This window comes from Dyadobacter chenwenxiniae, from assembly GCF_022869785.1.
Taxonomy (GTDB): Bacteria; Bacteroidota; Bacteroidia; order Cytophagales; family Spirosomataceae; genus Dyadobacter; species Dyadobacter chenwenxiniae.
The window spans coordinates 6,579,241-6,598,965 of record NZ_CP094997.1; the positions used below are offsets into that span (position 1 = coordinate 6,579,241).

Below are 19,725 nucleotides of genomic sequence, written 5' to 3' on the forward strand. Positions count from 1 at the left end.
CGCTTTCCTATGTGGCTGGTAAATCAGTTTACCGTTCCGCCGTTCCAAACTTCTTTTCCGGGTTGGACAAAGGCCAGGCTCCCGTCGCGGTCTTCGGCCATCAGGATCATTCCGTGACTTTCCAGTCCCATCATTTTCCGGGGCGCAAGATTCGCCAGATACAAAACTTTCTTACCAATCACTTCTTCTGCTGAAAAGTGCTCAGAAATTCCGCTCAGCACGGTTCGCTGTTCAACGCCGATATCGACGAGCAGTTTGAGCAGCTTTTTGCTTTTTGGAACATTCTCCGCAGCAACAATTGTGGCCACCCGAATGTCCATTTTCCCGAAATCATCATATTGAATTTCAGGTTTGATCGCCGTTACTGTTTTTCCTTCCAGCTCGTTCATTCGTTTTGCTTCGTGTAGTTTTTGAATTTGTTTCTCGATCACGTGATCTTCAATTTTCTCAAACAACAGTTTCGCTTCCAAAACCGGCTGCCCCGGGGAAAGAAGATCCTGATTACCAGCATAATCCCAAGTCTTATTACTCATTCCGAGCTGTTCCTGGATCTTGACAGCAGTGAACGGCAGCACAGGCTCCGAAACAATAGACAATGTTGCTGAAATTTGTAAAGCAATGTTCAGAATGGTGTTAACTCTCTCGGGGTCAGTCTTGATAACATGCCAGGGCTGCGTTTCCGCCAGATATTTATTTCCGGATCTAGCCAGGTCCATGATCAATGTAAGCGCTTCCCGGAACCGATATGTCTCCAGCGATTCAGCAATGCGCGCAGGGAACTCGGCCAGATCCTTCAATGCCTGTTCATCAATTTCCTGCAAATCTCCTCTTGAGGGTACTTTGCTGTCGCAGAATTTCTGTGTTAATACAATAGCGCGGTTTATAAAATTGCCATAAATCCCAACCAGCTCGCTGTTGTTTCGCGTTTGGAAATCCTTCCAGGTAAACTCACTGTCCTTCGTTTCCGGTGCATTGGCTGTAAGAACGTAACGGAGCACATCTTGCTTGTCGGGAAGTTCTTCCAGATATTCATGAAGCCAGACCGCCCAATTTCTTGAAGTGGAAATTTTGTCGCCTTCAAGGTTCATAAATTCATTTGCAGGCACATTATCAGGCAAAATGTAGTTGCCCTCCGCCATCAGCATTGCAGGAAATATAATGCAGTGGAAAACAATGTTGTCTTTACCTATAAAATGTACGAGCTTGGTCTCTTCGCCAGGAACCGTCGGTTGCCACCATTTTTTCCAACCTTCTGCCGTTCCGTTTTTTTGGATCAGCCAATCTTTTGTCGCAGAAATGTAGCCGATGGGTGCTTCAAACCACACATATAAAACTTTTCCGTCTGTTTCGGGAAGCGGCACTTTAATTCCCCAATCCAGATCGCGCGTCATAGCGCGCGGCTTCAGGCCATCTTTTAGCCACGACTGACATTGCCCGAAAACATTCGTTTTCCACTCGTTGTGGCTGTTAATGTAGTTTTCAATGTCTGGCTGCATCGTGTCCAAAGGCAAATACCAGTTTTTGGTCGCCTTTAAAATCGGCTTCGCACCTGAGAGCATCGACCGCGGATCTTTTAATTCGAGCGGACTCAATGTGGAGCCACAACGCTCACATTGGTCACCATAAGCATTCGGGTTTGCGCAAACAGGGCAGGTTCCGACAATGTAGCGATCGGCCAGGAATTGTTCCGCTGTCTCATCAAAATATTGTTCTGTTGTTTCTTCAACAAAAACATGCTTATCGTACAAGTCCTTGAAAATCTCCTGGGAAGTTTCATGGTGGACCGGCTTGCTCGTCCTGGAATATATATCGAAGGAAATACCCAATTCTTTAAAGGAAGCATCGATTTGCGCATAATATTTGTCTACAACCTGCTGCGGCGTCAACCCTTCTTTTTTAGCACGAATGGTGATCGGGACGCCATGTTCATCGGTTCCGCTGATGAAGGCAACGTCTTTCCCTTTGGAGCGCAGGTAGCGAACGTATATATCAGCCGGTATGTAACATCCAGCCAAATGTCCAATGTGAATTGGGCCATTGGCGTAGATCAGCGCGGCGGTAACAGTATATCGTTTTGGGTTGGAAATCGGCATTTTATTAGAATCAGATAATATAAATAAGGTGGCGCTTTGAAAACATTCTCGAGTTCCGCAGCATTCCAAAACGTAAAATTAGTAAAAACGCTTTCAGAACGGGGAGGTGATACTATGTAAATAAAATTTTATTAAATTGTCTTAACTTCCAGGAGGTTCGATCTCTCCCAAATTGTATTACCAAATTACACTTAGACATAGCGATCAGCAGTCCGTCATTATTTGTCAAATCAAGTCCAATTTTGTCAAAAATTTCTATATGAAAATATACATATTGAAAAGGCTTCTAATCCTTTCTCTTGTTCTTATTGCCGCTTTTGGATGCGCGGAGAATCAGGAAGGTGATCTGAAAAAAGCGGAAAAACGCTACAATTTTAGAAAGGCGGTAACCGAAGACGATGCGTTATACCCAACTTATTTCCTTGCAAAGAACGGAGTGATAACCAAAGAGTTGGTTGATGCGGAACGTGCCTTAAAAGCAAGGCTGAATGAAACGGCTCCGATTCCGTTGCCTGCGGAGAATGCACAATTAACAGGCGCGCAAAAAGATGCGATTGTACAGACATATAAGCGCTTTTTACAAACTCATGAGGAAGATCCGTTGCTGATCCGGCATTTTCGGAACAAGTATGCAAAGGTGATTCTGCAGGAATACGATGTAATAAAGTCAGACGACCACGCGCTAATTGCCTATTTGACGAAAGAACTAATCGATTCCGAATGTGGGCGCTTTACACTTATTTTTGAAGGAATGAATAAAATCAAAGGCCAGGTTGCTGATGATCAATATAATTTACTCGTCAGCGAATTTGAAAAACAAATTGAGCAAAGCTTGAATTTGCATAAACAAGCGAAAGCAGCAATGCCTGGCCTGATCCAGAAGATGAAAGATAAGCCGGAAATAGTTCAGGGAGGATTAAAAGCAGATTTTGCGATTGAATTAAACGAAATCGATGACCTTTCTCCCAGGATAGAGAAACTCGAAAAATATCTGGTTCAAGCAGAAAGCCTGTAAGTATTATTTTTAGAATGGCATACCCTTTCCGAATCGGTGCGATTTAGAAAGGGTTTTTTGTTGTTATGCAATGAATTCACTTTTTTACAGCCAACTTTGACCCTGACATTTTGTTCTAACAATTATGAAAGTGCTAATTACCGGTGCCACAGGTTTGGTTGGGAGCGCAACGGCGCGAAAGTTCCTTGCTGAGAACCATGAAGTCTACGCATTGTATCGCCATAATTCCGATCGGAGCCTTTTAGCGGATGTTGAATCTGAAATTCAATGGATTGAAGGGGATATTCTGGATCTCAGCGCGTTGGAACTGGCTTTTTATGGGATGGATTTCATTGTGCATACGGCTGCGGTCGTTTCTTTTATTCCAAAGGATCGCAAATCCATGTATAAGGTAAATGTGGAAGGAACTGCGAATGTGGTAAATGTTTGTCTTAAACTACACATTGGAAAACTTTGCCACGTAAGCAGCATTGCGGCGATCGGTCGACCGGATTCACGAAAAGCCGTTCCGGGGCACGATGTGATTTTAGACGAAACACACCGCTGGGAAGACTCCCCTGAAAATTCTGAATATGCAAAAACCAAGCATTTGGCCGAACTGGAAGTTTGGCGCGGCATTGCCGAAGGACTGAATGCCGTGATCGTCAATCCGACATTGATATTAGGCGAAGGCGACTGGGACAAAAGCAGCACGCAAATATTTCGTTATGTTTATCATGAAAAGCCCTTCTATACCGATGGCGTTGCTAACTATGTGGATGTCAATGATGTAGCAGAAGTAATATTTAAACTTATGTTGTCCGAAATCTCCGGTGAAAGATTTCTGTTGAACGGGGGAAGCATTTCATATAGAAATTTGTTCAATAATATCGCCGATGCAATGCACAAAAAACGCCCGTCGCTAAGGGTGGGAGCCGGGCTGGCCGGAGTGATCTGGCGGTTTGAAGCAGTGCGAACTTGGTTACTGGGAACAAAACCGCTTATAACAAAAGAAACGGCACAATCCGCTGCCAGAAAGATCACGTATGACAACGAAAAAGTCCGGAAAGCATTGGGTTTTCAGTTTCAGCCCATTGAACGAACGGTTGCCAGAGTGAGTGAAAGTTTGCTCGGCAAGATTTGAATTACGATAATTTATTTTATAACTTTCTCTAATTAATTAGTGGTGCGTTAGCCCTCAAATCTAACCTGACGGTTTGTATGATGGAGAAAAATTTTGGGGAAAGAAAGGATTATATGAAAGAAACATTGCTCAGGTTTGAAAGAATGCTTAAAACAAGTGAGCCGGTTTTTTTTGATTTGGATACTTATGAAAAAGTAACGGTTCACTACATTGAAAAAGGAGATTGGGATAAGGCGTTTAAAGCCTGTGCGTTAGGATTGTCGGATTATCCGTATTCGCTGGACCTTTTACTGAATATGGTGCAGCTCCATGCCAACCGAGGTGAGCATGATCTTGCGCAGGAAATTCTCGAAAGAGCTTCCCTTTTCCATCCCGGAGATATTGAGATTTCCTTTATGCAGGTTGCCATTTCCAATATGATGGGTGAATTCGAAGAAGCCATTGAAGTTTTGGAAAATTTACTGCAACGTGTTGAAGATCAGGATGAAATATATTTTCAGATAGGGCAGACCTATCAGAATTGGGGTAAATATGAAGAGGCCATCAAGTTTTATAAAAAGTCGCTTCGGAATAACCTCAATAATGAGAGTGCGCTGTATGAGCTAGCCCATTGCCTTGACCTGGTGGGGCAGCTGGAAAGCCACCTGGGATATTATAATGAGCTAGTCGACCGCGATCCGTTTTCACATCACGCCTGGTATAATCTCGGCATAGCATTCAGCAAACTGGAACGTTATGAGGATGCGGTGAATGCTTACGAATATGCAACATTGGTGAAGGAAGATTTCGCTTCGGCATTCTTCCAACTGGGCAATTCGTACATGAACCTTGAAAAGTACGAGGATGCGAAAGAGCAATATTTGAAAGCAATTGAGCTTGAAGGCGAACAGCCGGAAACCTGCTGCTGCCTGGGAACTTGCTATGAAAAGCTTGGGGAGTTTGAAACGGCTATTAAATATTATCGTCAGACCGTTAAGCTGGACAAGCAATGGGACGACGGCTGGTATGGATTAGGAATCTGTTTCAGTGAGTTGGGCCGCTGGTATGAGGCGGTAGGCTTTTTGCGTAAAGCCATTCAAATCACAGAGTTAAACCCCGATTACTGGCTTGCGCTTGCAGAAACCGAATTTAAGGTTGGTAACGTCATTTCAGCATTTGAAGCTTTTGAAAAAGCAGCAGAAATCGAGCCGTCCAATCCGGATATCTGGCTAAAATGGTCTCATGTGTTGTTTGAGCAAGGAAATTACGTCCGCGCTTGTGATCTTTTGCAGGCTGCGATCGATGAAATGCCTGAGGAAGCGGACCTGTATTACCGCATGGCCGTTTACCAAATTCACGCGGGAACGTATCGTGAAGCATTGCTGAACCTGGAAACGGGATTGACGCTCGATTACGATGCGCATATTCAGCTTTTCGATTTTTTCCCGGATCTGGAGAAACAGAAAGCTTTGTTCCGGATTATCGAACAATACAGAGAAAAATAATCAGCGAAGATTTTTATACAAATCCACCAGCTGACCAGCAATATTTTGGCCCGAAAACTGAGTAATATGCTGTTTTCCGGCTTCTATAAGATGTGTTCTTAAAGCGGCATCAGTGATCAGTTTACTAAGCTGATGGCTGATGTCTTCTTTTTGATAAGGATCTGCATACAATCCGCCTGGACCGCCGGCTTCTTCCAGGCAGGAACCTTTCGCTGCCAAAACAGGCGTTCCGCTGTGCAATGCTTCTAATATGGGAATGCCAAAACCTTCATAAACAGAGATGTAAGCAAATAACTCGGCTTCCTGGTAAAGCGCTGGCAAATGTGCCGTGGGGACGTTACTAAGGATTTTAACTTTGTTTTCCAGCTTATATTTTTTAATATATTCTAAAATTTTAGGCGTATAACTCGTCGGTTTCCCAACCAGAATAAGCTGAAAATCATTGCTTGCAACATGGGCAAATGCCTCCACGAGTCTATGCTGATTTTTACGTTCTTCCAACGTTCCCACACACAAAATGTATGGCCCTGTAATGTCATACAAACGCCGGATTTGTTCTTTTTCCCTGTTTTCAATCGGTTGTTTAAAAATCGGGTTGCAGTCCTGGTAAACGACCTGGATTTTTTCACTATCGACATTGTAAAGTGCGATCAGATCACGCTTTGTCTGCTCACTGATGGCGATAACCGAATCTGCCCGGCGGCAGGCTGACTGGAATTTATGTCTGTAAATAATCCGATCAATGGGCTTGAACAAATGGGGAAGTCGTTCGAAAATCAAATCGTGAATGGTGACCGCAGACCTGATCCCGGCCTTATGCAACCCTTGCGGAAGTTCATTGCTTAAACCATGGAATACATTAATATTTTCGGCTTTCAACTGAGTGGTTATGGATGCATAACGCCAGTAAGCGGAGAGTTTTTTGTTTAGGAAAGTCTGCGGAAGGCGAATGTTGTCCGGCGGGAAATCGCTAAAAAGTTTTGCATTGTTTTTGGGTGTATAGGCAAGGTAAGTTTGGTTTTTTTCGTACGTCAGGAGCGCGTCCAGCACGAAGCGGCTGTAATTTCCAAGGCCGGTTTTATTGGCAAAAGCTCTCTTAGCATCAAATCCGATACGCATAACTGGTGCTTTTCAAGGGTTTCAGAGCAAAAGTCTGTAATTTTGTGGATACCACCGAAAATTATTGGTGCCTATTTTGTGTTCAAAAGGAATGAAGAGAGATAACGTCCGTAAACAGGGTAACCCCAAATCCACCACACTACCAATCACAGAAGATTATCATCTACATACGCTTGCCAACGGAATCCGCATTGCGCACAAGCAGGTTCCTTATACGCAAATCGCGCATTGCGGCATCATGCTCGATATCGGAAGTCGCGATGAATTGTCGCATCAGCAAGGCCTGGCCCATTTTTGGGAGCATATGGCCTTTAAAGGAACAGAAAAACGAAGTTCTTACCACATTATCAACAGGTTGGAGAATGTGGGTGGAGAGCTGAATGCATATACAACCAAAGAAAAAATCTGTTTTCACGCCTCTGTCCTGGACGATCATTTCGATAAAGCCATGGACCTGCTGGCGGACATCACCTTTCATTCAATCTTTCCTGAAAAGCAGATTGAGCGTGAACGGAACGTGATTTTGGAAGAAATGTCGATGTACATTGATTCTCCCGAAGATGCGATTCAGGATGATTTCGACCAGCTCATTTTTCCCGATCATGCTTTGGGAAACAATATATTAGGCACAGCAGAGACCGTAAGCAGGTTTGGCAAAGCGGATTTAATGCAATTTATCAACGACAACATTGACACAGAGCGCATTGTCGTTTCCTCTGTAAGCAGGCTGCCTTTTTCGAAAGTTATACGCGTTGCCGAAAAATATCTGGGCAACATTCCGCACCGTAAAACGTCCAGGATCAGGCAAGCGCCCTTGGCGTATGTGCCTGTGAGTCAGCAAAAAGAACGCTCTATTTCTCAGGCGCAATGCGCAATGGGCCAACCGGCTTATCCTTTGCTGGATGACAGACGGTTATCGTTTTTTATGTTGGTCAATTTGCTTGGAGGGCCGGGAATGAATTCGAGATTTAATCTTTCCCTGCGTGAAAAGTATGGTTTTGTTTACTCTATCGAAGGAAATTACACGCCTTATCTGGACACAGGTTTTATGGGCATTTTCTTTGGAACAGAAAAAAAGCAGTTAAACAAAAGCATTTCCCTCATTCACAAAGAATTGAAGCGCATCCGCGAAGTGCCTTTGTCGGTGTTACAACTGCATCAAACCAAGGTGCAGCTGATGGGACAACTGGCAATGTCTGAGGAAAGTAACATGAGCTTTATGCTGATGATGGCCAAAAGTCTGCTGGATACCGGTCGCGTGGATTCGCTTCCGGAAATCTTTACGGAAATTGAGCAGATCACCGCATTACAATTGCAGGAGATTGCGCAGGAAATGTTCAAAGAGGAGAATTTCAGTTATCTTACTTTTCTTCCCGAAGATTAGTATAAAACTGTTTATCTCCACATGATACGTCCTAGCTGCTTCCTTTGGATTGCTTTTACCTTGATGATCGCTTGTAACCGCAAGCAAACCAACGAACAGACAGGGGAATTTCCAGAAGAGCTGGTCAGTTTCGAATCACATTCAGGCAATCCGCTTTTTGAGGGAACAGGCGATTCTACAACCTGGGATGAGAAAATCCGGGAGCGGGGTTACATTCTCAAAGAAGACAGTACATATTATTTGTGGTACACCGGTTATACCAAAGCCACAGGCGATTCCATTAAATATCTTGGATTAGCAACTTCGAATGACGGCATTGCATGGAAAAGATCGGGAAAAAAGCCCATCCATTCGTCATTATGGATTGAAGACATGTGCGTCCTCAAATCCGACAGCATTTATTATATGTTTGCTGAAAGCCGGGGCGACACGGCTCATTTGCTGACGTCTTGGGATAGGGTGAATTGGAAAGATAACGGCGTATTGGATGTTCGCCTCAAAAACGGCCAGCCGATCGGAAAAGGGCCTTATGGCACGCCGGCTGTCTGGAAAGAGAACGGGATCTGGTATCTTTTTTACGAACGCAATGATGCAGCTGTCTGGCTTGCAACCTCCACTGATTTAAAGGTCTGGACTAATGTTCAGGACGAACCCGTGCTCAAAACCGGCCCTGAAAAGTATGACCAGTTTGCAGTCGCTTTTAACCAGATTATCAAATACAATGGCCTTTATTACGCTTATTACCACGCTTCCGCCTTTAAAGACTGGCGGGAATGGACGATGAATGTCGCAGTTTCCAAGGATTTGGTGCAATGGAAAAAATACGGAGGAAATCCCATCCTCGGCAATGATAAATCAAGCGGGATAGTGGTGAATGACGGTAGCAAATTCCGACTTTATACCATGCATCCCGAAGTTAATGTTTATTTCCCGAAGCATTCCGCGCAATAGGAGCATTAAACAAGCGCAGCCTGCTTTTCTTCTGCCCGGTAATATAATGTTGAAGCATTTTCTGGTCGTAACACTGATTTTGCCGCTTCGTGAATGTCGGCGGAAGTAAGGTTTCGTATAATTTCCGCATCCTCGTTCGCCCAATCCACATTACCGGCATTGGCTGCAAATGCCAGGTTCATGGCACGGTTCAGCAATTCTACTTCCGAAAAAGCCAGCGAAGCTTCCGACTGGTTTTTGACTTTCATAACTTCATCATCATTAGCCCCGTTGGCCACCATTTCACTCAATATTTCGGATACAGCTGCATCCGCTTCTTCGAGGCTGACGTTGGGGTTCAGATTTCCTTTGATCAAAAGCAGGCCCGGATCAAGGGATGATGTGACACTGGCGGAAATGCTGTTGAAAATAGATCTTTCTTTTAGAAGGCTCTGATACAGACGCGAAGATTTCCCACGTCCCAAAATGTCACTCAGCAAATCAGTTGCGTAAAAGCCCTTATCGTATCTGCCGGGCATGTGATACACCTTGATCAGCGAATTCAAAGGCACCGCAGCGGAAGTTTCCAAGTGCCTCGCTTCGCTTTGCGCAGCCTCCTGTGGAACATTGCGCACATAAGGAGCACCGGCAGGAATGTCGCTAAACCATTTTTTAGCCAATTCACGAACTTGCGCAGTTTTTATAGCGCCCGCAACGACCATTACCGCATTGTTAGGCCTGTAAAACCGGAAGAAAAAGTCTTGCACATCGTCCATTGTTGCCCGTTCAATGTGCTCGATATCCTTACCGATCGTTGCCCAGCGATAGGGATGTTGCTTATATGCCAACGGTCGCAGTTTCAACCACATATCGCCATAAGGCTGATTCAGATAACGCTGTTTAAACTCTTCAATCACCACTTTTCGCTGCACTTCCAGCACATTGGGATCAAAAGAAAGGCTCATCATTCTATCCGATTCCAGCCAAAAAGCCGTTTCTATATTATCTGCGGGTAATGTAATGTAGTAATTAGTGATGTCTGGGGAAGTGAATGCATTGTTTTCTCCACCCACATTCTGGACCGGAATATCGTAGCTGGGAATGTTCTTGGAGCCGCCAAACATCAGGTGCTCAAACAAATGCGCAAATCCTGTACGCTCTTCATCTTCATCTCGGGAACCGACATTATATAAGATGTTTACAGCAGCCATCGGAGTTGAAAAATCTTCATGAACAAAAACTTTCAAGCCATTATCCAGGGTAAACTGCTCGTAACGAATCATAATATCAGTGAGTAAAATAATTTTTGATCAAAACCGCCCAAATAAAACTTTGGAACAGAAACCCGCATTGTTGTTTTTGGGTTATTAACAAAGCTAATGTTCAGGTGCGGTTCCACCAAACCATTTTGTGTTTATAGTAAATGCCATGCAAAATACGCTTCGATTTCTTTTCTTTTTTACACTGATAATTTCTCCGCTTTCAGCTTCCGCACAGCTTTTGAACGACCCTGCGTCATTGAAAAACGTTCAGAACAGTCTGGATAAAATATACAATTACGAGTTTGATCAAGCCCAGGTTTTCATGGACCAGGTTAGTAAAAAGTATCCTAATCACCCCGTTTCGTACATTCTGGATTCGTTTGTCCTGTTTTGGAAACATTTGCCCATTAAGGATAACCCCACCAAATCCAAAGAATACATTCATAAACTGGATCAATGTCTGGACGCCATTAATAAGAAATTTGGCAAGAACAGTCTCGATCCTGAGGCGGTTTTTTACACCATGGTCGCGCGCGGTTACATGGCCATGATGTACAATTATAATGGTGAAATGATGAATGCGGCAGGGGAGGGCAAAAAGGCGTATAATGCTTTTACAGAGGGATTGAAATTGATCAATAAGAATCCGGAATTCTACTTTACCTCGGGGATGTATAACTATTATGTTGAAGTGTATCCCGAAGAACATCCCATGGTGAAACCGCTGCTGGTTTTCTTTAAAAGTGGGGATAAGGCATTGGGGTTAAGGCAAATAGACAACGCTACGAAAGTAGGGACAATAACCCGCGCAGAAGCTAATTTTTATATTTCTCACATTTATCTTAAATACGAGTCCAAGCCTGAAAAGGCTGTTTACTATATGGATAGACTGACAGAGTTGTATCCAAAAAACCCGGTGTTTATGATGAAAAACATCGAATCGCTACTGCTGTCGGGTAAATACGATCAGGCAGGCAAAGAACTTACTGCATTGAAAAAAGTAAATCACGGTTTTTATCCTGTGGCGTGGCGAACATTCCAGGGCATTATGGATGAGAAACATGAAAAAAATGACGCTTCCGCCCAGCGCGAATATTTGCTCGCATTAAAAACACCGCATGACGATCAATACACGAAAGAATATCACGCGATGGCCTATGCGGGGTTAGCCAGGATTTCTGCCAGAGCCGGAAATAAAGGGAAAGCCAAGGACTATTATAAAAAATGTCTCGGAAAAGCGGAGTACAGATCTGTGATTAAGGAGGCAAAAGCCTTTAAGTGAGCCATTATTTCGGGAAAAGGCTTTTGTCCAGGCCAGGGATAATTCTCAGCGCATTCTTATAATAAAGTTTTTTCAAAACTTCGTCGGAAAGGCCCATCCCGTACATTCTCCAGAACGCGTGATATTTTTTGTGATAAGGGAAATATTCATCCTCGGTTTCCAAAACCCTGAAATAGGTCGCGTATTCGGCAGGCACCCAGCTATCTTTTCCGAATAAAACCCTGTCCTGGTATTTATCAAAAAACTTCTTCGCAGCTCTCGGCTGGCGGCCCAGCTCAGCAATCACTGCGCCGATTTCCACATACATATTGGGAAAAACGACCATTAAGCTATCCAGTTTCTTCAAGTTATTCGGATACCAGCCCATGTGCGCATTAATGAATGTTGTTTTCGGGTTGCTCCGGAAGATATGATGTTGCTCTGCGATCAGCGAGTCGAAAGGAACGGGATCTTTTGCGCCGCGCCTCCGGTTAGGATGGGTTTTGAGTTCAAGCCAGCGTTCGTTATAGCGGTCCATCGGATCCCAGAATGAAGGCACATCAGCTGTGTGTATCAAAACGGGAATGCCCAGCTCGCCACATTTCCGCCAGACAGGTTGCAAGCGCGGATCGCTTACTGCAACACGGTTTCCCTTATCATCCTTTATGCCGCTAAAACCCAGACTTTTGTAAATTTTTAGTCCTTTCGCGCCCATTTTTACATCTGCTTCCAACTGCGCCACTGCTTTCGCAGACCAGTCTTTCTCACCAAAACCTTTGAACTGGAGATTGGTGAAAACAGCGATTCGCCTTGGTTCATTTTTGGCTATATTTTCCAACGAACCTTTGAGCGTCGCCGTTCCTTCTTCCCATTCCTGTGACCATCCCCGACCACTCAAATTGACCATTATGCCCATATTCAGCTCATCCATTTGCTTCGTCAACGCTTTCAGATCTTGCGTAGGCATCTGGTATTGATGGTTGTGAACGTCAATGAAAGGAAACTTGGCCCTTTTTGTAATGTGCTCCTCCACTTTCAAGGTCGAAACCGGATCATATTCCTCAAAACCAAGCGGTTGAGTGATCTGTCCGCCTTCCTGCGCACATGCAACGAATGTAAAACCAATGGTAACGGTTAGGGCAAGGAGAACTTTTTTCATGAAGGCGTTTTACAAGAGTTTGGTTTAATGATCCTGGCTTAGTGGGAAAATACTCGGCAAATATAGCAATGCAACGCAATGGGCAGCGATTCCTTCTTCGCGTCCGACGAATCCTAAATGTTCGGAAGTGGTTGCTTTGATTGAAATGTTATCTTCGGAAATTTGGGTGACTGATGAAAGGCATGCTTTCATGTCAGGAATGTGCGGGTTGAGTTTTGGGTTCTGCAGAACGATGGTGACGTCCACATTGCCCACTTCGAAGCCTTTTCCGCGTATCATTTCCATCACCTTGGCCAATAAAATTTTGCTGTCAACGCCTTTCCACTGGAGATCTTTGTCTGAGAAATGATAACCAATGTTGCGCATATTTGCGGCTCCCAGCAACGCGTCGCACATTACGTGGCAAACTACATCCGCATCTGAATGACCTTTTGCACCGTGGGAATGTGGGATCAATATCCCTCCAAGCCAAAACGGCCTGCCTTCTACCAACTGATGCACATCATAACCCTGGCCAACTCGGAACGGAAACATGAATTTATAATAAGATTGAGGAACGTAGTAATTTGGCGGTTTTTTGTTGAAGAGTTACCTGGCTTTCAAAATATCAACATCCTGCCGCAATGAACCCATTTCTGTATGCATTTTGGCGAATTGTTGGTCATTTCTTTCAAACCCATTTACCACAGCTTCAAGGAGGTTAGCGAACAAATGTTTCGTTAACATGTTTTCTTTCAGGTAAGCTACATCCCCCTTCAAGATGACTACATCTTCCTTCAGGATGGCCACGTCTTCCTTCAGGATTCCGACGTCTTCCTTCAGCATTCCAACATCTTCCTTCAAGACTGCAACATCATCCTTCAAGATTGCGACATCTTCCTTCAAGATTTTACCATCGCTTTTTAAGACCTCAATGTCAGTCGAGTTCTTTCTGACAACCTTAGTTAGGTCCGTCATGCTTTGCAGGAGAACGGTTTGCCCGTATTTCAACTCCGATTGCCCAACTTCAAGCCTGTCCAAACGCATTAGGTTTTCGGCCATCAACTCTTCCAGATTACTTATTCGCTCTCTTTCTTTCATAGATAGTAATGTGTTTTTTTCCAAATATAAACAAACAAGCCGGAAGATCACGACGTGACTTCCGGCTTGTTTGATGAATGTTGTCAGACTATTTGACCTGCTGTATTTCTGTCTTAAGTTTTTGGATTTGCTCCTCCTGATTAACTGCCTTGAAGTAATAATACAGTCCTGCGATAAGGAAGATTTTTGATAAAATAAAGACAGCAATAAATGCCGGGCGCCAGAATTTATGGACTTTAATGTGGGTATCATTCACTTCCACATCCAAAAACCGGGTATTTTGATCTTCTTCGGCCTTCTTTTTGAATGTATGCTTCTCTTTTCGAAAATTTTCCTGGTTGCTTCGCAAATGTATGATTTCACGCAAGGCAGAAGGAGGAGTTACTGCGGCGCCATTGAAATAGCGGGTTATATCAGATTCTATATCAACCAGATGTTCCTTTACTTCCTGGTTTTCTTCCACCATTTGTTTTACAAGTTCCTTCTCATCTTCATTGGTCAACCCCAACAAATGCGCCTCTAAAATTCCGCTCTCAATAAAATCGTTTGTTCCCAATATATGCTTTGATTGTTACGCGTTACGATATAATTTGAAATATTCATGAAAAGAACGAAGCACCTCGGATTTGGATATATTCAATTTCCCTGCAACTTCTTCCGGTGTAAAGCCCTGACAAAAAGACAAGTCGAAAATGATTTCTGGTGATGCCCCCGAGACGTTCGCGGGATCTGCTGGGGGGGCGATTGCCATCAGCTTTCGTTTTGCTTCCACAGCTTTTGCTCTGGCTAATTTGATAACACAAGCCGCAAAACTGAACGGGTAACTATTGCATGCCTGCAATTGCGGCGATGAAAACACGCTGACCAACACTTCCTGAGCTAAATGGACCTGCGGCAAAATTTGCAGAATAATCCCGTAAGCCATTGCACCATATTTGTCATAAACTTCCAAAGAAGTCATATTGCCATTCTGTTTGGCAACTCCGTTTTTGATTGGCTCTAATTCACTCATACATTATTATTAACGTATCATTGTTTGCAAAGAGAACTACCTATAATTGAAATCAGGCAGGTCCTGCTGGCTATTCCGGTCTTTGCAGGCGGTTAGTGTAGTAAATTTAATAGAATAACCTTATAAACTGCAATTGGTGACATGGAAAGTAGTATTATATGTCATCCTAGCCCGCAATTTATCTGTTTCTACCGGTTTAAATATCGGGGGTGTTATGTGGTTTACCAAGGATATCGGAAAAGAATAATTACTAATGCTGCCCGAAAAGACCCCTGACAGATGTTGAAAAAATACCTAATGCTTAACTTTACGCCATGAAAAAAGAAATAGCAGTAATTTTTGATATGGATGGCGTGATCTGCCATACCAACCCTTACCACTCCATGGCGTTTCGCGAATTTTTTTCCAAACGCGACCTGTCACCCACCGACGAAGAGTTTGCGATGCATATGTTTGGCAAAAGCAACAGTTACATTCTTAGCCACTTCCTGCAAAGGGTCATCGAAGGGGAAGAGCTTTTGCAAATGGAAAATGAAAAGGAAAGTCTGTTTCGCCAAATCTACGAACCTCACATTGACCCGATTGGAGGGATAGTGGACTTTATCAATGACCTGCATAGGAATGGTGTAAAGCTGGGTGTGGCCACATCAGCGCCGCAAGCAAACCTGGACCTGATCCTTACAGAAGTCCCTATCCGGGCAAATTTAGGCTCCATTATGGCGAGTGAGAATGTGAAAAAGCACAAACCCGATCCCGAAGTGTATCTGACGAGCGCTAAAAATCTGGGTGTAGAGCCTGGTCAATGTGTTGTATTTGAAGATTCTTTTTCAGGCGTTTCAGCTGCGATCAATGCGGGAATGCGTGTGGTGGGCGTACTGAGCTCACACGTGAAGGAAGAATTGCCTCCCTGCAACCTTTATATTGAAGATTACAGGGAAATGTCTTTTCAAAAAATCAAAGACTTGTTCTGATCCGCTTATAATGTCACTGCGTCCTTTACTTTCACATCGTACACGCCGGTGAGCACTTTCGCATTTCTTTTTAGTTGCAGGAAGATCCGGTAACGTCCTGCTTTTGGGAATGAGTAGGGGAAAGAGATGCGGTTTCCGTGATCCATGCCGGTCATTGCGCCGTCTTTAATGTCATACATGCCCATTTCAGTCATGAGGAAAATTTCTCTTTCTTCCATCGGCATGGCCTTTAATTTGGCAAGATAACGATCAATGCTGTCCCTGAACATGGCTGGCGCCGGAGCTTTCGCGGTTCTTGCGGTGTCGGCCATGCGGTCTCTGAAGGTCTGTTCCGCAGCCATTGCAAATGTTCCCGTCGGGTGCAAATGAATGTATACAGAACCATCGCTGCGCACAACCGCCACGTGACCGGTCATGCCGAGATAAGGCTCGGGGTAGCACGCGCTGCCGTCCGGATTGAAAAATTCGAATGTAAGTTGGTAAGGTTTCCCTGCGTCCAATGGCTTGTTTGGCATTCCTTCCCAAACAGCATAGGAGCCATCTTTAAAAACTGTTTTGGTCCCGGGTTTGCCACAAATCACCACATTCTCATCCAGCGGCACATTGCCCGGCGCATTGATCGGGTCAGTTACAACATAAGTATCCTCTTCGGCGGTAACTGGCAAAGGTCGTCCTGCGCTTGCTTGTTCGGGAATGTCAATGGTGTCCACAATGGTTTCTGCAAAGCCCGACCGCTGTACAATGTCGCTGTAAACGAGATATTTGCCCGCTGGTAACTTGGGTAAAAAAGCTTCGAATGTGGTGCTATCCTTGCGTTCCGGGTGAATGTGCGCGAATGCGTCCAACCCGGGTGTGCGCACGAGAAACGTATGCATGAGCTTGCCGTGATCAGGAATCAATGTACTGAGCATGCTGCCCCGGCGCTGTGCATGCCAGCCCGTAGTGTCGACTTTTAATTGGAAAACTCTCTTATCATTAGGCTGTAAAATGGCCGCGCTTCCCTTAACAGGCCTGTAAAGCCATTGCTTGTATTCCGCCGCCCAGCTGTCCCACCAGCTGCTTCCTCCATATAAAATGAGCGAGCAAAGGATGGTTGCAATGCCCATATTAATCCAGCGTTTTCTTTTTTGAGCAGCGGTTAATGTTTCCCCGGGCTTTAAAATCCCGTCGCTCACGCTTGCGCCAATGGTTGTGATCATTAGTAAAAACAGCAGCACACCCAAAATGCTCAGACCAATGCCCAAATGTTTCGGCATGTCACGTTCCGCGGTGGAAACGGCTACAATCGGGACGATTAGCTCACCTTTTCCTTGGTCTCCCTCGATCTGGATCTGTGCGCTGGAAGATCCCCACTCCATTAACCAAACCACTCCCTGAAACTGCCCGGTTTGCCCTGCAATCTGCGCGAGTTCGTCCGGCGAAGGTGCGCCTTTATCGCCCGAGTAAAAGTAAATAGGTCTGGCCAGCACTTTCTTCGCGTTGCCACTTTCGATGTAAACCGTAATTTTTGCAGTTCCCGGAATAACATCGGGCGGCTCCACGCTTACGAGCACTTTATAAGGGCCGGCTTGTCCCTGCATTTGAACGCCGGCACTTCCTACATGTGCTTTTGCCGTCATGCAGACAGCCAAAAACAGGATTGTTAAGACAAAATTTTTCATCGTTGAATTTTATGCATCCAGTTTCCCCAAGCCAAACCAATGCGTGTTGAAATCAAGCTGGCGATTAATGCAATGCCCAATCCTTTCAGTAACTCAGGCGTGGTTTCCACCATCCACGGGCCAAATTTGTAGCGATATTCCCAATCAGGACTATTTCCAAAATACCAGTAATGGCTGCCGAAAAACCAGTTTCTTGCATAGGGAGATTCCATTAAGAATGAGCCGAAAAACCATTGGAATAAAAAGAAAACCAATAAAAATGCGGCTCCCAGAAGCGCAGTCAACTTCCAATCATTCATATAACCGTATCGATGGCGAAGGAAATCAATGGCAATAGCTGGAATGATCAGCAGCAGAGGAAATTGGAAACCCTGATAATGATCAATGTGATTTAAAATCGGACCTAATTTCGGTTCGGCGGGAAACAAGGGGATGATCCAAAGCGTGAGCAGCATTAACAATGTATAAATGCCGGTTGCAGCGGTGATCGCCCACTTGTGCCGAACGGCTTTGCCCACGGCCATTAATAACACCGGAAATGCTGCGGAGGAAAATATGTACAGACTTGAACGGTGCATGCGCATGCGGCCAAGCTCTTCTGAAAGCAATGTATACCAAATGGTGAGCAGGAAACCGGCAGACAATGCAAAAAGCCAGAACAATGTTTTATCCAATGCTTTCTTTTTATCAAAAAACTGCGTCGAACGAAGTTTCAGCTGATTTTTAACCGCAATCACGCTGATCATAGCACCAAACTGAATGCCGATAATGCCTAAAATCAGCACCGTATGCGGCGGTGAAAGGATGGTAACGTCCAGTCCGTAAGTGTTGTGCCACCAATCATCGAATGGCGCGGAGGTGAGCATAGCCAATGCGCCCCAAACGCAGAAAAGGGAGCCAAGCGAACTATAAAAAAAGCCCCAGATCTTTACGCTGGCCGCTTTTTCCAGATCATTTCCCCAGAATGTTTTTCTCAAAATCTCAAATCCTGAAAAAAGCCCCGCAACGACTGCGCCCAGATAGATAACCAGGTGAGGAGGGGACAGAAGCCCGTCGCGGCCTATGCTCATGTGCCAGCAAATGTCCCAGATCAGGCCGGTTATGACGCAGAAAGAGGCAAAAACAGTCGCATAAATGTAAACAGGGATGTCCGGACTTGCGTTGAGCGGTACGACCCGGCCTCCGACATTTGGCGGAGGACCCATAGTAGTTTCCATGAAGTTGAGAAAGGATTAATGTTTCAATATAATATTTATCATGCAAAACAGACAGTCGTCGGGCACTTTACCCCTATTTTACATGAAAATAATACAATATCAGTGATTGAATGGCTTAGAACGGCCGCATTGCCTTTACGAACCTGCCTTTGAAATAGTTGGAAAAAAGATTGTCTTCGCGCACGCCTCGCGATGTGGAAGCATGAATGAATATAATCTCGTCCTGGTTTCGGACGTCAGTCACAATGCCAGCATGAGATACGTAGCCTTCTTTTCCTGCTTCGGGTACAAAAAACAGCCAGTCACCGGGCTTAATGTCCTTAATGCTGCTCACTTCCTGCCCAAATTCAGATTGCTGCCAGGAAATGCGCGGCACTTTTACACCAATTTCTGAATAAACAGAGCAGATCAGACCGGAGCAATCAATGCCGTTTTTGTCATTCCCGCCCGAGCGATAAGGCGTTCCGGCATAAGTGCGGGCCACCTGGACAACTTGCGGCACTGCCGTCGCCGACATATCCCCGGGTCTGCTATATGTTGGTTTCGAGGTGGTTGCGGGTTTTCTGGCAGGCGTTCTTGCGGGCGGTCTGCGCGCAACAGTCCCGCGCGATCTGGATGATCTCGAAGGCGTGTGTCGTGAAGAGTTTGATTTTTCCGGCGTTTTGCGAAGTGTGTCGCAGGCAGTCAAAAGTATGGTTAATGCCAGCGTGCAGATTGTGAAATGGAAACAACGGGTAATTTGGTTCTTCATGCGCAAGCTTTCTGTTAGTAACGATACTTTCTCCAAAAATAATAAAGATTTATGAAGCGAATTGAAGGAATAGCAGCAGAATATGTCACCGGGGATATAACGAAGCAGGCAGGATTTTGTATGAAAAAATAAGCTAAATATTATGTCCCTGACCGCTTTGTAAGTAGTTTTGTTATGTTTTATTGAATCCAAATTTTATTTGC

Annotated in this window: 18 protein-coding genes; 7 read left to right on the top strand and 11 right to left on the bottom strand. The window is 44.7% G+C overall.

The features are described 5' to 3' along the window. Window positions 1-23: 23 nt before the first annotated feature. The gene (metG, locus tag MUK70_RS28170; RefSeq protein ID WP_234657088.1) at window positions 24-2,093 is read right to left on the bottom strand and encodes a methionine--tRNA ligase; all 2,070 of its coding nucleotides are present in this window, start codon (window positions 2,091-2,093) and stop codon (window positions 24-26) included. Window positions 2,094-2,352: 259 nt separating this feature from the next. Here metG and MUK70_RS28175 point away from each other — a divergent pair, with 259 nt between their 5' ends. The 3 genes from MUK70_RS28175 to MUK70_RS28185 all read left to right on the top strand — a co-directional run bounded on the left by MUK70_RS28175 (window position 2,353) and on the right by MUK70_RS28185 (window position 5,715). After that, window positions 2,353-3,108, top strand: a complete 756-nt coding sequence (locus MUK70_RS28175) for a hypothetical protein (protein WP_234657090.1) — start codon at window positions 2,353-2,355, stop codon at window positions 3,106-3,108. 124 nt (window positions 3,109-3,232) lie between these two features. Beyond that, a complete protein-coding gene (locus MUK70_RS28180; protein WP_234657092.1) occupies window positions 3,233-4,231 on the top strand; it encodes an NAD-dependent epimerase/dehydratase family protein in 999 nt (332 codons plus the stop codon). Window positions 4,232-4,308: 77 nt separating this feature from the next. Next, window positions 4,309-5,715 (top strand): tetratricopeptide repeat protein, encoded by a 1,407-nt coding sequence (locus MUK70_RS28185; protein ID WP_234604037.1) that lies wholly within the window; start codon window positions 4,309-4,311, stop codon window positions 5,713-5,715. On the opposite strand, the gene MUK70_RS28190 is transcribed toward MUK70_RS28185, so the two are convergent. Continuing rightward, the gene (locus MUK70_RS28190) at window positions 5,716-6,834 is read right to left on the bottom strand and encodes a glycosyltransferase family 4 protein (protein ID WP_234657093.1); all 1,119 of its coding nucleotides are present in this window, start codon (window positions 6,832-6,834) and stop codon (window positions 5,716-5,718) included. Between the two features lie 91 nt (window positions 6,835-6,925). Between MUK70_RS28190 and MUK70_RS28195 the strand changes: the two genes are divergently transcribed. Together MUK70_RS28195 and MUK70_RS28200 are read left to right on the top strand one after the other, a co-directional pair. Continuing rightward, complete coding sequence (locus MUK70_RS28195; protein WP_234657095.1) at window positions 6,926-8,218, top strand: M16 family metallopeptidase; 1,293 nt, start codon at window positions 6,926-6,928, stop codon at window positions 8,216-8,218. Between the two features lie 21 nt (window positions 8,219-8,239). Beyond that, on the top strand, window positions 8,240-9,169 hold the full coding sequence (locus tag MUK70_RS28200; protein WP_234657096.1) for a glycoside hydrolase family protein: 930 nt from the start codon (window positions 8,240-8,242) through the stop codon (window positions 9,167-9,169). Between the two features lie 5 nt (window positions 9,170-9,174). Here the strand turns inward: MUK70_RS28200 and MUK70_RS28205 are convergent, their stop codons facing one another. Further along, complete coding sequence (locus tag MUK70_RS28205; protein WP_234657098.1) at window positions 9,175-10,431, bottom strand: M16 family metallopeptidase; 1,257 nt, start codon at window positions 10,429-10,431, stop codon at window positions 9,175-9,177. Window positions 10,432-10,576: 145 nt separating this feature from the next. Between MUK70_RS28205 and MUK70_RS28210 the strand changes: the two genes are divergently transcribed. Continuing rightward, the gene (locus MUK70_RS28210) at window positions 10,577-11,692 is read left to right on the top strand and encodes a tetratricopeptide repeat protein (protein ID WP_234657100.1); all 1,116 of its coding nucleotides are present in this window, start codon (window positions 10,577-10,579) and stop codon (window positions 11,690-11,692) included. A 4-nt stretch (window positions 11,693-11,696) separates the two neighbouring features. Here the strand turns inward: MUK70_RS28210 and MUK70_RS28215 are convergent, their stop codons facing one another. From MUK70_RS28215 to MUK70_RS28235, 5 genes are all read right to left on the bottom strand, one after another. After that, window positions 11,697-12,830 carry an amidohydrolase family protein gene (locus MUK70_RS28215; protein ID WP_234657101.1) on the bottom strand — a complete coding sequence of 378 codons (1,134 nt, stop codon included), beginning with the start codon at window positions 12,828-12,830 and terminating at the stop codon, window positions 11,697-11,699. A gap of 24 nt (window positions 12,831-12,854) precedes the next feature. Next, window positions 12,855-13,364 (bottom strand): 2-C-methyl-D-erythritol 2,4-cyclodiphosphate synthase, encoded by a 510-nt coding sequence (gene ispF / locus MUK70_RS28220; RefSeq protein WP_234657102.1) that lies wholly within the window; start codon window positions 13,362-13,364, stop codon window positions 12,855-12,857. Between the two features lie 54 nt (window positions 13,365-13,418). Beyond that, a complete protein-coding gene (locus MUK70_RS28225; protein WP_234657104.1) occupies window positions 13,419-13,910 on the bottom strand; it encodes a hypothetical protein in 492 nt (163 codons plus the stop codon). Between the two features lie 88 nt (window positions 13,911-13,998). Beyond that, a complete protein-coding gene (locus MUK70_RS28230; RefSeq protein ID WP_234657105.1) occupies window positions 13,999-14,466 on the bottom strand; it encodes a hypothetical protein in 468 nt (155 codons plus the stop codon). A 15-nt stretch (window positions 14,467-14,481) separates the two neighbouring features. Next, complete coding sequence (locus tag MUK70_RS28235; RefSeq protein WP_234604026.1) at window positions 14,482-14,922, bottom strand: hypothetical protein; 441 nt, start codon at window positions 14,920-14,922, stop codon at window positions 14,482-14,484. A 314-nt stretch (window positions 14,923-15,236) separates the two neighbouring features. On the opposite strand from MUK70_RS28235, the gene MUK70_RS28240 reads away from it, so the two are divergent. After that, window positions 15,237-15,893 (top strand): HAD family hydrolase, encoded by a 657-nt coding sequence (locus MUK70_RS28240; protein WP_234657106.1) that lies wholly within the window; start codon window positions 15,237-15,239, stop codon window positions 15,891-15,893. 5 nt (window positions 15,894-15,898) lie between these two features. Here MUK70_RS28240 and MUK70_RS28245 read toward each other — a convergent pair whose 3' ends face one another. From MUK70_RS28245 to MUK70_RS28255, 3 genes are all read right to left on the bottom strand, one after another. Beyond that, a complete protein-coding gene (locus tag MUK70_RS28245; RefSeq protein ID WP_234657107.1) occupies window positions 15,899-17,554 on the bottom strand; it encodes a DUF8832 domain-containing protein in 1,656 nt (551 codons plus the stop codon). Continuing rightward, complete coding sequence (locus MUK70_RS28250; RefSeq protein ID WP_234657108.1) at window positions 17,551-18,771, bottom strand: hypothetical protein; 1,221 nt, start codon at window positions 18,769-18,771, stop codon at window positions 17,551-17,553. The genes MUK70_RS28245 and MUK70_RS28250 overlap by 4 nt, the downstream gene beginning before the upstream one ends. Before the next feature lie 115 nt (window positions 18,772-18,886). Beyond that, complete coding sequence (locus MUK70_RS28255) at window positions 18,887-19,522, bottom strand: C40 family peptidase (protein WP_234657109.1); 636 nt, start codon at window positions 19,520-19,522, stop codon at window positions 18,887-18,889. Window positions 19,523-19,725: the final 203 nt, after the last annotated feature.

Bases quoted from the DNA above. Each gene is read 5' to 3' on its own strand.
- metG (WP_234657088.1), bottom strand. From the start codon at position 2,093: ATGCCGATTTCCAACCCAAAACGATATACTGTTACCGCCGCGCTGATC.
- MUK70_RS28175 (WP_234657090.1), top strand. From the start codon at position 2,353: ATGAAAATATACATATTGAAAAGGCTTCTAATCCTTTCTCTTGTTCTT.
- MUK70_RS28180 (WP_234657092.1), top strand. From the start codon at position 3,233: ATGAAAGTGCTAATTACCGGTGCCACAGGTTTGGTTGGGAGCGCAACG.
- MUK70_RS28185 (WP_234604037.1), top strand. From the start codon at position 4,309: ATGATGGAGAAAAATTTTGGGGAAAGAAAGGATTATATGAAAGAAACA.
- MUK70_RS28190 (WP_234657093.1), bottom strand. From the start codon at position 6,834: ATGCGTATCGGATTTGATGCTAAGAGAGCTTTTGCCAATAAAACCGGC.
- MUK70_RS28195 (WP_234657095.1), top strand. From the start codon at position 6,926: ATGAAGAGAGATAACGTCCGTAAACAGGGTAACCCCAAATCCACCACA.
- MUK70_RS28200 (WP_234657096.1), top strand. From the start codon at position 8,240: ATGATACGTCCTAGCTGCTTCCTTTGGATTGCTTTTACCTTGATGATC.
- MUK70_RS28205 (WP_234657098.1), bottom strand. From the start codon at position 10,431: ATGATTCGTTACGAGCAGTTTACCCTGGATAATGGCTTGAAAGTTTTT.
- MUK70_RS28210 (WP_234657100.1), top strand. From the start codon at position 10,577: ATGCAAAATACGCTTCGATTTCTTTTCTTTTTTACACTGATAATTTCT.
- MUK70_RS28215 (WP_234657101.1), bottom strand. From the start codon at position 12,830: ATGAAAAAAGTTCTCCTTGCCCTAACCGTTACCATTGGTTTTACATTC.
- ispF (WP_234657102.1), bottom strand. From the start codon at position 13,364: ATGTTTCCGTTCCGAGTTGGCCAGGGTTATGATGTGCATCAGTTGGTA.
- MUK70_RS28225 (WP_234657104.1), bottom strand. From the start codon at position 13,910: ATGAAAGAAAGAGAGCGAATAAGTAATCTGGAAGAGTTGATGGCCGAA.
- MUK70_RS28235 (WP_234604026.1), bottom strand. From the start codon at position 14,922: ATGAGTGAATTAGAGCCAATCAAAAACGGAGTTGCCAAACAGAATGGC.
- MUK70_RS28240 (WP_234657106.1), top strand. From the start codon at position 15,237: ATGAAAAAAGAAATAGCAGTAATTTTTGATATGGATGGCGTGATCTGC.
- MUK70_RS28245 (WP_234657107.1), bottom strand. From the start codon at position 17,554: ATGAAAAATTTTGTCTTAACAATCCTGTTTTTGGCTGTCTGCATGACG.
- MUK70_RS28250 (WP_234657108.1), bottom strand. From the start codon at position 18,771: ATGGAAACTACTATGGGTCCTCCGCCAAATGTCGGAGGCCGGGTCGTA.
- MUK70_RS28255 (WP_234657109.1), bottom strand. From the start codon at position 19,522: ATGAAGAACCAAATTACCCGTTGTTTCCATTTCACAATCTGCACGCTG.